Source organism: Chryseobacterium fluminis, assembly GCF_026314945.1.
GTDB classification, from domain to species: Bacteria; Bacteroidota; Bacteroidia; order Flavobacteriales; family Weeksellaceae; genus Chryseobacterium; species Chryseobacterium fluminis.
This window is the reverse complement of sequence record NZ_CP111121.1, coordinates 3531458-3545910: the sequence shown is the minus strand read 5'-3', so window position 1 is coordinate 3545910 and position 14453 is coordinate 3531458. Positions and strand designations below refer to the sequence as shown.

Below are 14453 nucleotides of genomic sequence, written 5' to 3'. Positions count from 1 at the left end.
TTAGTTTTTATAATTGTATTTGAATTCTTTCAAGACTTTACCGGTTTGGGAGTCCTGCCTGATTTCCTTTAACCTATTCGCGGTATCATACAGATATACTTCACGGATCCCTGAGGGTGGCGTGATGCTTCTTACTCCGATCAAAGGATCGTAGGTATAGGTAGTGATCTGATAGCTTGATAGTGCAGAATTGTTTCTAAAAGCATCTAATGCCTGCAATAAGCTTGTCTCATCATTATTCGGTGCTGCAGAAGCATCGGTATCAGAGGCTGTGACAATACCGGATGCTAAGCTCTGAACCTGTGTATAGGTTGCTCCTTCAATCCTGGCAATGGGCTGGGTTTGGTTGTAACCCCAGATGATGGTAGTGGAAATACCGTCTTTAGTAGTATATTGAAGGATATTCCCTGTGGAATCGTACTGATCATAGATGACTTCTGTGGTCGCAGACGCCGGATTTTGAAGGTCAAAAGATTTTAAGGATAATGGCAATACCAGCCCTGAGGTTTTTGCATTGGCTTCTGTTTGATTAAGGGGATAAATTGTTTCCGTTTTAGATAAAGTTCTGGTGGTGGTACCCCTGGTTTGAGTCGTGGTGGTTTCTAATGGGATGCCAATCATGTTTTTAGAAATCATTAACTGATTTCCTGAATCATTTGCATACCTATATTCGGTCAGAAGACTTACATTTTCAGCTGAAACCGTTTTTTTTGATAATAAATTATTTTGAAGAATTTCTTCATAATTTTGTTCGGTATAAGTACTGGTACTGCCAGTATTATAGAAATCAGTTATTATTGTTTTTTTTATTTGTGGAGAATTAAAAAAATATTTATAATTCTGGGCGTAGAACAAACATGTTTCATGATTAACAACAACATATTTTGAATTTATACTGTTATCAATTTCATTATTAAAGACGTTCTGAATTTCTTTAAGTAGTAGTCCGTTATTATTAAAATATTTTTCTGATAGAAGATTTCCTCTGAAATTATTTTTAGAGTTTGGATATATTCCATGCAGGTTCTTGACTAAATTATAGGGTCTAAATTGATATTGGGCAGTAGCTTCAGTTCCTGATCCCAACACAATTCGATACATTCCCAAATTTGAGTAATCATCAGAAGTATCTTCAAAATTAGAAAAATATGATTCTTTATAACCTTTCCCGTTTATAATTTCATACACTTTTTTATAATAAATATTGGCATTCTCAAGGCTGGCAGGAATCAAATTAGATGAAACCCAATGTGTCAGTGTATTATATTGGGTGCCGCTCAGATATTCCTTATAAGCATAAACGTATCTTGGCCAATTATTTAATATTCCACTTGAAACATCAGAGTTATAATCAACAGTGTATTTGTAATTTTTTTCATACAGGATATTACCATTAGAATCTTTATTAATTATTTGCTTTACTCGTGCACCTCCAACAATACCTGATTTATTATAAAGACCCTGAAGGAAATTGGTTTGCAGGTTTCGCTCAATTCTTTTCGAATATTGATGAGGCTCAAAAATAAATTCAGTTGAGCCCTTTGTGGGATATGAGATTGTTTTCAATAACGATACATCGGCTAAGTTAGGATTTGAATCTTTTTCTGTACCAACAATCTGATATTCGCCAGTATTAATGTCAATGCTGTGAGCAGGATATATTGGTTGTAAAGGAGCTGTACCATTCCAATAGCCCCAATGATCAGTTCCATAAGTATGAGGACTTGGCAGATTATCGGTTTTATAATAATCAAAAGCATAATTCTCTATGTTATTTATGCTCAAACCTGTCAGAAATGTTCTAGGATGGCTTCCTCCCTTATTTTGATAATTGAATTGTATCTTTTTAATTTGCCTTGTATTGTTAGTTAAAACAATATTATCAATAACAATTTCATTACCATTTTTCAGTGCGTCTACTTCATAGAATTTATATCCCCTATCCGAATAAGTAAAGGTAATTTTCTGGTCATTATATGCGATCTCTTTTATATAAGCTTTTTTTTGTATTTGATTAGTCGTATTATAACCATTTGCTGAGTTATACCCATACAAACATCCATAGTTACTTCCGCAATTAACCGTACTAGAATGTACACCACTGAACTCCGTAAAATAGTAAGACCTTAAAAATCTCCGGTTATAATAGTTATTGGAAGCATCTCTTTCTATTTCCTGATCAGTTGAATAATCCAGTCCGCTACTTTTTTTAAGATTTAGTTTATCGTAGGAAAAATTTATCACTTCATTGTTTGGAAACACAACTCTTGTCAAGTACCAGGAGTTGTTAACACTTGGTGTAGAACTTAATGAATGGAATACATCTGAAAGGTTAGTAGTGAATTCAATTGCATCAATTGATTCTCCGAAATAGTATCTAATTCCTCTATCATCGGTAAAAACAATCACAGATGCGGGCTTGTTTTTGTATCTTTGTAAGGTCGAATATGATACAATTCCTGATACGTCAACTTTTAGATTTCCAGCAGAACTTTTTACAACGGGGTTTCCATCATTCCCAATCATAAATTCACCAGAATATCCCATAAAATTAAAGGTAAATAAATCAGGTTCGCCTTCGTATCTTCCAGAATTATTGGACCCAATACCAAAGTTTAATCCTCCGATATTTAAACAGCTAAAATCATAGAAGCAATACTTGTTTTTCGGATCTGTTCTTACTCCTGTTAAAAAGCCACTAAATTTTGTTCCGGGACTGTCTGAGATATACTCATCAACAATTGCATTTACTTTTCTATTTACTACCCCTCCTTGAAATAGATTCCAGTTCATCCCGACTATACCTGGTGCCTTGAATGGCATGAACCCATTAGAATTATAAGTTAAATAAACATCTATTGCTTTTGAATACTTTGTATTTAAAGAAATTAATGGGATGTTCAAATCGAGCTCTCCAACCGCTAGTTTATTTCCAATATTTCCATATCTCCCCATTTCAGAAGCTTGTGGAGATTTAAAATTTATATTTGCCGGTAAAATTTCAATATTTTCTTGTGCATTTACTCTATGAATAAGAAAATTTGTAAAATAAAGCGTTATTAATAAAATATATTTTTTCATAATTATTTCTTAATCAGTTTACCATTCGCCGTTTTATCCGTATCCGTTTTGATGACCACCAGGTAAGCGCCCTGAATCAGATTCTGTGTATTGATCTTAGTCACCTTATTCTTGGTTTTCAGACTCTGCAGCTGTCTTCCGCCCATATCATACACTATAATCTCCGCATCCGTAAAATCTATCCCAATCTCTACGTACGCATAATCCGACACCGGGTTCGGGTAGATCTTAATATCCTGCTTCTCGATCAGCTGATCAATCTGCTGATCTCCCAGCTTTACAATTTTCCAGTTCTCTTTTCCCAGTTCGTCGGCACTGGTGCCTGCCAGGATAATGGAGCCGTCCCGGTTGAGCTTAATATCAGATAACCGTTCCTCTTTTTTAGAAGACTGCCCTTTCACATGCTTTCTCCACTGCTCATTTCCGTTTTCGTCCACGTACAGCATCCAGAATTTTTCATCATCGGCCTCTACCCTGCCCTCTGCCTGGGTATAACCTCCCAGTAAAATCCCTGTCGTCAGGTCTTTATTCTTTTCTCCTTTCTCTTTTTTCTCAATGACACTCATTCCCATCAGCACATCCCTGTTTTTAAAGCTGTAGGACTTCTGCCAGACTTCTTCTCCCCTGTTATTTAACGAAATCAACCATACATCCGTTCCTTCCGTGATCCCGACGGATTTATTTCCCGATCTTTCCGATCTTGATTCTCCTCCAACGATATAGCCGCTGGAAGTCAGTGCCAGTGTTCTTAAATGGTCATCTCCTTTTCCTCCGAAGTTCTTTTCCCATTCCACTTTTCCGTCTTTGGAAAGTTTTATGATCCAATAGTCGCCTTCCCCGAAGTTTTCGGTCTTCTTGGAGCCTCCCGCTGCACTTCTTGAGTATATCCCTAGCAGTGCACCTCCATCTTTTGTCGGGATCATTTTCTCCACTTCATCCAGGCCTTTTCCGCCCAGAATCAGCTGGGACAGTTCTTTCCCATTTTTATCGAGTCTTACCATCAGAACGTCTTTCGATCCGTATCCTTTGGCTGAATTTTGAATGTTTCCGGCTACAAAAAAGCCTAAATCGGTGGTCTGGATCACCGCTCTCGCCTCTTCATCAGAAGCGGTGCCGATCGTTTTTTGCCACATTTCTTCAGCAAAAGGACTAATTCTGACCAACCATATATCGGATCCTCCTTTCGAGTCTTCTTTTTTATCCAATCCTTTTCCTGAAAATGAAGTTCCTGCCAAAAGAAAACCACCTTCCTGCGTAGCAACTGTTGCCGATAAAAAATCGTGATTCTGTCCCGAGAAATATTTTTCCCAGACTTCTTCGCCTTTTTGGTTGAGTTTAACCAAATGAAATTCATAACCCTTGTTCTGTTTACCACCTCCAGACGGTATCTTCGTACTTTGAATGCTGCTTCCCGAAATTAGGTATTGCCCGTCGATGGTCGTAGTGACCTGGCTCAGGAAATCCTGGGTGTTGGATTGGATGTCTTTCTGCCAGATTACTTCCTGGGCAGAAAAATTTAAAATAGTGCATAAGAAAAATGCACTCCTGTAGAGTTTTTTCATATTCGTATTGATTAATGATTTATTTTGCTGATGATGGTGGATGGATGGCGATGCCGCAGAAAGGCATCCCTCTTAAGGTAATTTTTCATCGTTATAATTTTTTTGTGTTGTTTACATAGTAAATATAATTTTAATTATTGTTCCGGCCAAGAGATTTATGCTTTTTCTTCATCATAACGTATTGATTTTTATTATGATTGGTAAAAGTAGTGCTGCCCGGCGACAAAATAAGTCGTGTTAAAAATTAAAGATGCCGAAATATTACAAAAGGTAGGAAACAAAAAAAAGAGGCCGTCTCACAACTCGTGAAAACGGCCTTTTTTTTGAAATTTTCCTGTATCCCTATACGAGAAAGGTTTTCGTTTAAACGATCCTCAACCCACATCGTTTAGTTGTGATACACCTTCTTCAGCTTATTGAAAACTGATTATTTTTTAACAAACTTATTATGAAGCACAGTACCATTATTGTCTACTGTAATAAAATAAATACCCTTTACGAGATCTCTTACTACAATTTTAGCGTCACCTACCGTACCTTTAATAATTAACTGGCCAGCCGCGTTGTAAATTTCATACACCGCTTTTGAAGAAACATTTTTAATATTCAATACGTCGTCTGCCGGATTCGGATAGATCTGAACTGTTTTGATATTTCCTACCTCTGATACAGCCAGACTCCCTACCGTTGCCTGCCTTACAGCATAGAATACATTTCCGATCGCAGAAACCCTGATGTAAACCGTTTTATTGGCTAATGAAGCAGGAATAAAGATGCTTGCAGAACCGCTGTTCGGAACGGAAGCGGCTAAGGTATTCCATGTGGATCCATTATCCTCAGTATACTCAATTTTTACGTTGACTGCATTATAAGGTGCTGCTGTTGTTCCTGAAACATTCCAGGTAATTGTAGAATTTGAATTGGGCGTTAATGTTGGTGTATTAACAGTAAATGCACTTGCCGAACCTACCACAACCGTCTGTATGGCATACGCTGTCTGGGCCTGTCCTGCGGCTCTGTTATCTCTTACCGTTACCCGGAAATTCGTGGTTCTGGCCACTGTAGAAGCAGCTTCAAAGTCGGCTGTATTTTTTACAGCACCGCTAAGAACGGTAGCCTGTTTTGGGAAATATCGTGTCGGTCTTGATGTCGGAGACCAGGATCTGAAACTAGCTCCTGAAGTGGTATTTCCGATATTAGACTTCGTTACTCCGTTATCTAATATACTTGGATTGATCTGTTCCCAGCAATAGGTCAGCGCATCCCCATCCGGATCTGTTGCATTGGCCGTTAATACAAATGGTGTTGACTTGGGAATAGTATAAACGGTATTCATCGCAGTTATAACCGGCGGATTGTTTATGATCGGTGTTTCCACATCTGCCGTCACAGCAGCCAGATTGGCCTGTACCTGATCGATACTTACACTGTGGAAATAAGGGTCTGAATTACTTTGCAGATCTGTCGTACTGCCGGTTATACCAGCGTATCCCATAATGGTAGATCCTGAACCGGGTTCTACTTCCGTATCCATAAACTGCTCATAAAAACTGTAGGTATGCGAGTCTCCCAGCTGATGACCTATTTCGTGAGCTACGTAGTCTATATCAAAAGTATCTCCCATGGGTACAGCGTCTGCCGGAGAAGTTATACCACTCCCTTTGTAATTATCCGGAGCTATATAAGCATACCCGCATCCACCGTTGGCTGCGGAATAAGAAGTCGTAGAAACATCATTGCTTCCGATACATCCGATACATCCTGCATTTCCGCCTCCGCCACTGGCTCCAAAGAGGTGACCGATATCGAATCCTGCGTCATTTATCCCATAGTTTCCACCATGAAGAACATTCATCAGTTCATTATTCCATTTACACATCTGGCTGGCATTGCTGTAAGGATCAGTAGTAGAACTTGTAAAGATCAGATTCGGGGCACTTACCATATTTAAATGTAAATTAAATTCCTGCTCAAATACACCATTCACTCTGGTCAGGGTTGCATTTACCTGGGCCAGAGCCTGGGCAGCTCCCCCAAAAAAAGAAGTATATTCTCCCGTAACCGACATGGCTAACCGTAAGGTATGGTATTTCTTATCTCCGGATTTTGCGGCAGCTCCAGAAGCCATCATTTTCTGCATATTGGCTACCGACTGTGCACTTTCCTTAGTACTACAGGTGAATGCATGACCGTTTTTACCTGATTTTCCGTGGATAGAATAAAATGATTTATCCGTTGTTGCAGGCTCTATAAATTCATACTTCCCATTGGTAATGATCATCGACTGAAAATCATTGGGAGCAATACTGAATCTGATGTATCTTGTCGGATCATCAATTCCGACGCCTACATATGATCCTAACTGATACTGACCCGCCAGCTCCTGATCGATTACCGGAAAACTATTCACCGCAAATCTTTCAATTTTTCCTTCTAATGTGGGGATACTGATCGTAGCACTTCCGGTTCCTTTCCCAATTTCGGGAGCAGTAAGCAATTGGGTTCTGATTTTATTAATATCAAGTTTGTAATACACGGCGTTATCACTTTTTTTGACTACTTCGCGTGTGGGAACGCTTTTAGTCCACTGGGCATTAGCCATAGCCGCTGTTGCTACCAGTATTAAACAAAATAATTGTCTTTTCATGTAAACTAAAATTTTAGGCAAGCAAAAGTAATCTTTTGAAATAATATTTTAATTATAATACATGAAAATTCGTCTTTTTAACAATTAAATACCTGATATCTATTTATTATTTTAACTTTAATACGTTAAGATAATGAATTATAAAATTGGTGAATTATCTTTTTTGTTGTTTCCGCAGCCATTCCTCATGTTTCAGTTTAAAAAACTCATGCTTATAATCCTGGTTTCTTTTGGCGGCATCTATAGAATGTGAAGTATGGATATCCTCGTCCTCTTCAGCAAAATCTGACAGCTTTTCATAGTAACAGTGAAGGTCGTCAAGTTCTTTTTCAGTAAGGTCTTCGATATCCACGATCCTGTTGCTGGCTTTTTCGTTGGCGGCGAGAAGTTCGTTCAGTTTTATCTGGATCGCCTTCGAGTCCTTATTCTGTGCTTTCTGAATGAGAAAAACCATTAAAAAGGTAATAATGGTCGTCCCAGTATTGATAACCAGCTGCCATGTTTCCGAATATTTGAAAACCGGTCCTGAGATTGCCCAGACCAAAACAATAAGTGTTGCTCCGATAAATGCGTAGGAGCTTCCTGTGAATTTAGTTGCCCAATTGGAAAACCTCTCAAAAATGTCCTGATTCTTTTCTGCCATTTCATTAATTTTAGTACCGTAAGAGCATCAAAAACTTCGCCGAAACAGCAGATCTGCACTTATATCAATGCTTCAGGATTTAATAGGCCATCGCCTTATCAAGTTCAATCGGATTGTTTGTTTTACGAATCATCTCCTGAAGCTTTTTACTGAGCTCATTAAACTGTTCCCTGCTGGTGATTTTGGTTCCCATGACAAACATTTCGCCCTGCATATTATCTTTGTAACTGTTTCGCATATCGTGTAACGGATCATTATAAAATTCCAGTTTTTTTCTGACTCTGGTTTTTTCAGAAATCTCTAAGGGTTTTCTTCCGTAGTAGGTTTCTATAAATCCGGTTGTACTGTAAGTTTCAGCTAGATTTATATTTTTAATCAAAGTAAAAATATACTGAGATCTTGAGTCTTCCAATTGGAAAATAAGTCCCGGAAGTCCGCGGAATTTATACGGTCCTTCAGAAATACTGATCTCTTTGGTAAACCAGGCGGTCCAGCTTCTCCCTCCGAAATTTGCCGTCGCCTTCTGTAATGTATATTCCCCAAATTTCCTTGTATCATTTGTCAGCGTCCAGTTGATTTGATCTTCTGAAGGAAACGAAAACATATCATGACCAATGAGTTCATAATTTTGATTTTTAAATGAGTTCCTGTCCCGCAATAAGGATGGAAACCAACTTCCATATTGGTTTTCATAATTTCCGCGGCTTTTATTGATGGAATCTGTCTTGAGATAACTGAACTCATAGAATTTGACATCTTTCGGATTCACGTCCAGTGCAAAGCTGATCTTTTCGTAGTTTTCTTTAAGGCTGTCCATTCTGAACTGCATCTCATAAATAAATCTCTGAGTCTGCGCCTGTATATTCAAACTCATCAATAACATCAGTATTATAATTCTTTTCACAGTATTATTTTTGACAAAGATACAATGATAGCTGATATCTACTGAATAAAAATTAAATTACAGGGAAAGTAATGAAGATTCAGGACAAAATAAAAATCCGCCCCAAAAAGGAACGGATTTATTATAATCATTGCAAAGTATGCAAGTTATCACACTTTAATTTCAACGTCTACTCCTGAAGGAAGTTCTAATTTCATTAGAGCATCAACAGTTTTAGAGGAAGAAGAGTAGATATCCATCAATCTCTTGTGAGCTGATAACTGGAACTGCTCTCTTGCCTTCTTGTTTACGTGCGGAGATCTCAACACCGTGAAGATTCTCTTATTCGTTGGCAATGGAATCGGTCCGTTTACAACAGCACCGGTAGCCTTTACCGTTTTTACGATCTTCTCAGCAGACTTGTCTACCAAGTTATAATCGTAAGATTTTAGTTTTATTCTGATTCTTTGTGACATTTCTTTAATTTAAAAATTAACCTTTTGCTTTAGCAATGATATCTTCAGCAACGTTTTGTGGAGTTGGTAAATATTTCTCTAATTCCATAGAAGAAGTCGCTCTTCCTGATGAAAGTGTTCTTAGAGTTGTTACATATCCAAACATTTCAGAAAGTGGAACAGAACCTTTGATAACAACAGCTCCGTTTTTCTCTTCCTGACCGCTGATAGTACCTCTTCTCTTGTTAAGGTCACCGATGATGTTACCCATATATTCTTCCGGAGTTACAACTTCCAGTTTCATAATAGGCTCCATGATTACCGGTTTAGCAGCTTTACCAGCTTCCTTGAAACCAAGTTTAGCAGCTAATTCGAAAGAAAGTGCATCAGAATCCACTGCGTGGAAAGATCCGTCTTTAAGAACTACTTTAATACCTTCAACTTCGAAACCAGCCAAAGGACCGTTTTTCATTGCAGCTTTAAAGCCTTTTTCAATAGCAGGAACAAATTCTCTAGGAACGTTACCCCCTTTGATCTCATTGATGAATTCCAAACCGATTTTACCTTCTTCAGCAGGTCCAAGTTCAAATACGATATCCGCAAATTTACCTTTACCACCAGATTGTTTTTTGTAAACTTCTCTGTGCTGAGCAACTTTGGTTAAGTTTTCTTTGTATTCTACCTGAGGTTGTCCCTGGTTTACTTCAACCTTGAATTCTCTCTTCATACGGTCTACAATGATATCTAAGTGAAGCTCACCCATACCAGAGATAATCGTTTGTCCTGAAGCCTCGTCAGTTCTTACCGTAAATGTAGGATCTTCTTCAGCCAATTTAGCTAATGCGTTACCCATTTTATCCTGGTCAGCTTTAGTTTTAGGCTCCACAGCGATACCGATTACCGGATCAGGGAAAACCATCGATTCAAGAACGATCGGGTTTTTCTCGTCACACATCGTATCACCGGTTTTGATAGATTTGAATCCTACTGCAGCACCAATATCACCAGCTTCAATATATTCTACCGGGTTTTGCTTGTTCGCGTGCATCTGGTAGATTCTTGAGATTCTTTCTTTATCTCCTGAACGGGTGTTCAGGATATAAGATCCCGCGTCTAATCTTCCAGAGTATGCTCTGAAGAATGCCAATCTTCCTACGAAAGGATCGGTAGCAATCTTAAATGCTAAAGCCGAGAACGGCTCGTTTACGTCCGGTTTTCTTGTAATTTCAGCGTCAGTTCTAGGGTCAGTACCTTTGATGTCATCTTTATCCAATGGAGAAGGAAGGTATTTACATACTGCATCCAACATAAACTGTACTCCTTTATTTTTGAATGAAGAACCACAAGTCATTGGGATAATAGATAAATCGATCGTCGCTTTTCTTAAAGCTTCGTTGATTTCGTCTTCAGAGATTGAATCCGGATCTTCGAAGAATTTCTCCATCAAAGTCTCATCGTAGTCAGCTACAGCTTCTACTAATTTCTCTCTGTATTCAAGAACTTCAGCCTTCATGTCTTCAGGAATAGGCACAACTTCAAAAGTCGCCCCCTGTCCTGCTTCATCCCAGATGATTGCTCTGTTTTTAATTAAGTCTACTACACCTTTGAAATCTTCTTCAGCACCGATTGGTAAAACGATTGGAACGGCATTAGATCCTAACATTTCTTTAACCTGTTTTACCACGTTAAGGAAGTCAGCACCCTGTCTGTCCATTTTGTTTACGAATCCCATTCTTGCAACTTTGTAGTTGTCAGCAAGTCTCCAGTTTGTTTCAGACTGAGGCTCTACTCCATCTACGGCAGAGAATAAGAATACCAATCCATCCAATACTCTTAAAGATCTGTTTACTTCTACGGTGAAGTCAACGTGTCCCGGGGTATCGATGATGTTGAAGTGGTAAGGCTTAGTATCCGCTACAGGTTTTCCCTGATCTGTAGGAAAGTTCCAAGAACAAGTAGTTGCAGCAGAAGTAATCGTAATCCCTCTTTCTGCTTCCTGCTCCATCCAGTCCATTGTAGAAGCACCATCGTGAACTTCTCCAATTTTGTGGTTTACCCCTGTATAAAATAAAATTCTTTCTGTAGTGGTTGTCTTACCGGCATCAATATGCGCAGCAATACCAATATTTCTTGTAAATTTAAGATCTCTACCCATTTCAGATTAGAATTTAAAGTGTGAGAAAGCTTTGTTCGCTTCCGCCATTTTGTGAGTATCACTCTTTTTCTTATAAGCAGCACCTTCTTCTCTTGAAGCAGCTACTACCTCGTTAGCCAATTTCAAAGCCATAGATTTATCGTTTCTCTTTTTAGAGTAAAGGATTAACCATTTCATGGCCATAGAAATCTTTCTGTCTGCTCTGATCGGCATAGGAATCTGGAAGTTAGCTCCACCTACTCTTCTGGAACGTACTTCTACGTGAGGCATTACATTAGTAAGTGCATCTTTCCAGATTTCAAGGGCAGTTTTTTCGCTGTCTCCTTTTTTAGTTTCTACGATTTCCAATGCATCATAGAAAATTTTGAATGCAATTGACTTTTTACCGTCAAGCATTAAATTGTTTACAAATCTTGTTACCAATTGATCATTAAACTTCGGATCTGGTAACAACGGTCTTTTTTTCGCTTTTGTCTTTCTCATTGCTTCTGTACCTTATTTAATGATTATTTTTTCTTTCCTTTTGCAGGAGCTGCAGCAGCTTGTCCTGGTTTAGGTCTCTTAGCTCCGTACTTAGATCTTCTCTGAGTTCTTCCATTTACACCAGCGGTGTCCAAAGCACCTCTTACGATGTGGTAACGTACTCCCGGTAGGTCTTTCACCCTTCCGCCTCTAACCAATACTATCGAGTGCTCCTGAAGATTATGTCCTTCGCCCGGGATATAGGCATTCACTTCTTTACCGTTAGAAAGTCTTACCCTTGCCACTTTTCTAAGGGCAGAGTTAGGTTTCTTCGGTGTAGTAGTATATACTCTCGTACATACACCACGTCTTTGTGGACAAGAATCAAGGGCAGCCGATTTGCTCTTCTTGGCAAGCGTGGCTCTTCCTTTTCTTACTAATTGTTGAATAGTAGGCATTTAATTGCTTTTTATTTTAGGGTGCAAAAATACTAATATTTTTTTAATCCACAAGCAGTTATAAAGAAATAATAATTTTCCCCAGGTTTATTTAATGGATACTTAACGCCATGACTTCCACTCCTATTGAATAATATTTACCTTAACATGCTTATTCCACTTAAAGTTTTTTACATTCTCTTTAAGCTGATCATAAATCATATGGTCTATAGCATAAATCGTGACATGGTCCAGGGCCGCATTTGTATTGTTATTAATTTGCAGAACAGCCACTTTTTTCCAGTTTTCAGGAACGTGACCACCTAACCACTCTTCATAAACAATGGCCAGGTCATATTGATGATCAACAGTATACTGGGTCAGGAAGTTTTCAAATTGCTGATCAAAAATCTTTCCTTTTTCATTAAACGGAATCATTTCCTTAGAACCCAGTCCTGCAATATCGAACAGATGAATATCCGAAAAATAGCAGATGGCCCCGATATCATTAGCCACCACTTTCGAGGTATTATAATATTTCTTTAAAAATCTGGCCGACTGCACCTGCTGTTCATATATATTGCGACTCCCGTTGATCATCATCAAGTGGGCATATCCCGATTTATAAAACATCAGAAAGATATTACAGAGAACCAAAACAGCAAAAACCTTATTTTTTTTAAACTCAGGTAAAGGATTTACGAAGAAACCTTTTAACCTGGGAATTAAAACCATTGAAAATGCGACCAGTATATAAGCTTCATAACGGAAAAAACCGCGGAAATTCCCAAAACAGGCATGGAGAACCAACGTAAGACACCATACGGTAAGCAGAAAATTATTGACGACCAGACGATGGAAACTATATTTTTTACGGTAGTCCTTATACATGAAAACAGCAGCTATAAGAAGAGGGAAAAGCCCTACCTTGTAAAAGGTGACATTGAAAAGCACTTTATCAACAACCACGAATTTTATCTGAGAAAGATAATGTCCCGTCAGATCGAATGATGTCCCTTTGACAACCACTGAGTTCGGAAAAAAATAACCCGAATGCTGCTCATTAAAATACCCGAATACCAGAATCGGCAGAAATCCCCAGAATAAGGTAAAGAGCGCATATTTAAATTTTCTGATACAGCAGAAGACAAAGGCCAGCGATACAAAATAAAACATACTCTCAAACCGTATCAAACCCGATAATGCAAGGGTAAAATAAAACCAGTAAGAAGATTCCGAATTTTTAAAATCTGAACGGATCCAGTTCTGAAAGAAATAAATATTAACAATGATAACGGCCAGCTGTAATACATGCTCCATTCCTGCCATGACCTGCAGATGGGCCACCGCAAAAAACAGGGTGAATAGATTGGCAATAATAACATGATGCTCGTTCTCAAAATACCGGGTATAATATTGATTGAGAAAACAAATCGCAAAAAAAGCCATTGTGAGATTAAAGACCAAAGGAATCAGCTCATTGTTCCCAAAAATAAAGATCAGTATACTTAATATAAATGTGAACAGTGGCGAAGATGAAGAAGACGAAAAAGCATAAGGTGTCATTCCCCAGATCTTATGTAACGCAAAATTTTTTGCCATGGCCAGATGAATATAAGCATCGTCCAGGGTATACGTAAAAAAGAAGTCAGTTTTCATAAGCATCATTATTATATATAGGATGCAGATCCCGAAAAACAAACCACAGGTAATTAATAAACTTTTCATATCGCGACAATAATAAGGAAAGATTTTTTAACAGGCATATTATTTAGATTAAATCAGGGAGATATTTAATCAATACATAATTGGCAGGAGATAATAAGAAAGTAATTTCTTTCGCACAGATCACGCAGATCACGCAGATTTTTTACAGTAGGCTTTTACAAATAACCCAATTTATAATCTGCGTTATCTGCAAAATCAGCAGATTAAAAAAATGCTACCTTTTCAGGCCGATCCAGGAGATTACGCAGATTTTCATACCGGAGGATCTTTTATAATTGATTACATTTAATATCTGCGCACTATGCACAATCTGCGAGAAACTAAATAGTCAGAAAACAAGAATGCTGATACTTTCCTCACGCTGATTTAGCAGATTGCGCCGATTTTTTTACCAGAAGAT

At 38.2% G+C, this 14453-nt stretch carries 10 protein-coding genes; all 10 read right to left on the bottom strand.

Annotated elements, in window-relative coordinates:
• Positions 1-3081, bottom strand: coding sequence for an RHS repeat domain-containing protein (locus tag ODZ84_RS16195; protein WP_266173456.1), 3081 nt, complete (start codon positions 3079-3081; stop codon positions 1-3).
• A gap of 2 nt (positions 3082-3083) precedes the next feature.
• On the bottom strand, positions 3084-4643 hold the full coding sequence (locus tag ODZ84_RS16190; protein ID WP_266173455.1) for a T9SS type A sorting domain-containing protein: 1560 nt from the start codon (positions 4641-4643) through the stop codon (positions 3084-3086).
• Positions 4644-5070: 427 nt separating this feature from the next.
• Positions 5071-7290: a zinc-dependent metalloprotease gene (locus ODZ84_RS16185; protein ID WP_266173454.1), complete on the bottom strand. Its 2220-nt coding sequence runs from the start codon at positions 7288-7290 to the stop codon at positions 5071-5073.
• Positions 7291-7444: 154 nt separating this feature from the next.
• Positions 7445-7933 (bottom strand): low affinity iron permease family protein, encoded by a 489-nt coding sequence (locus tag ODZ84_RS16180; RefSeq protein WP_266173453.1) that lies wholly within the window; start codon positions 7931-7933, stop codon positions 7445-7447.
• Between the two features lie 79 nt (positions 7934-8012).
• Positions 8013-8837: a GLPGLI family protein gene (locus ODZ84_RS16175; protein WP_266173452.1), complete on the bottom strand. Its 825-nt coding sequence runs from the start codon at positions 8835-8837 to the stop codon at positions 8013-8015.
• A gap of 149 nt (positions 8838-8986) precedes the next feature.
• Positions 8987-9292: a 30S ribosomal protein S10 gene (gene rpsJ / locus ODZ84_RS16170; protein ID WP_002661363.1), complete on the bottom strand. Its 306-nt coding sequence runs from the start codon at positions 9290-9292 to the stop codon at positions 8987-8989.
• 16 nt (positions 9293-9308) lie between these two features.
• The gene (gene fusA, locus ODZ84_RS16165; RefSeq protein ID WP_266173451.1) at positions 9309-11426 is read right to left on the bottom strand and encodes an elongation factor G; all 2118 of its coding nucleotides are present in this window, start codon (positions 11424-11426) and stop codon (positions 9309-9311) included.
• Positions 11427-11432: 6 nt separating this feature from the next.
• Positions 11433-11909: a 30S ribosomal protein S7 gene (gene rpsG, locus ODZ84_RS16160; protein WP_266173450.1), complete on the bottom strand. Its 477-nt coding sequence runs from the start codon at positions 11907-11909 to the stop codon at positions 11433-11435.
• Between the two features lie 23 nt (positions 11910-11932).
• A complete protein-coding gene (rpsL, locus tag ODZ84_RS16155) occupies positions 11933-12346 on the bottom strand; it encodes a 30S ribosomal protein S12 (protein WP_002983146.1) in 414 nt (137 codons plus the stop codon).
• Positions 12347-12469: 123 nt separating this feature from the next.
• Positions 12470-13984: a hypothetical protein gene (locus tag ODZ84_RS16150; RefSeq protein WP_266173449.1), complete on the bottom strand. Its 1515-nt coding sequence runs from the start codon at positions 13982-13984 to the stop codon at positions 12470-12472.
• Positions 13985-14453: the final 469 nt, after the last annotated feature.

Bases quoted from the DNA above. Each gene is read 5' to 3' on its own strand.
- ODZ84_RS16150 (WP_266173449.1), bottom strand. From the start codon at position 13,984: ATGAAAACTGACTTCTTTTTTACGTATACCCTGGACGATGCTTATATT.
- rpsL (WP_002983146.1), bottom strand. From the start codon at position 12,346: ATGCCTACTATTCAACAATTAGTAAGAAAAGGAAGAGCCACGCTTGCC.
- ODZ84_RS16195 (WP_266173456.1), bottom strand. From the start codon at position 3,081: ATGAAAAAATATATTTTATTAATAACGCTTTATTTTACAAATTTTCTT.
- rpsJ (WP_002661363.1), bottom strand. From the start codon at position 9,292: ATGTCACAAAGAATCAGAATAAAACTAAAATCTTACGATTATAACTTG.
- ODZ84_RS16180 (WP_266173453.1), bottom strand. From the start codon at position 7,933: ATGGCAGAAAAGAATCAGGACATTTTTGAGAGGTTTTCCAATTGGGCA.
- fusA (WP_266173451.1), bottom strand. From the start codon at position 11,426: ATGGGTAGAGATCTTAAATTTACAAGAAATATTGGTATTGCTGCGCAT.
- ODZ84_RS16190 (WP_266173455.1), bottom strand. From the start codon at position 4,643: ATGAAAAAACTCTACAGGAGTGCATTTTTCTTATGCACTATTTTAAAT.
- rpsG (WP_266173450.1), bottom strand. From the start codon at position 11,909: ATGAGAAAGACAAAAGCGAAAAAAAGACCGTTGTTACCAGATCCGAAG.
- ODZ84_RS16185 (WP_266173454.1), bottom strand. From the start codon at position 7,290: ATGAAAAGACAATTATTTTGTTTAATACTGGTAGCAACAGCGGCTATG.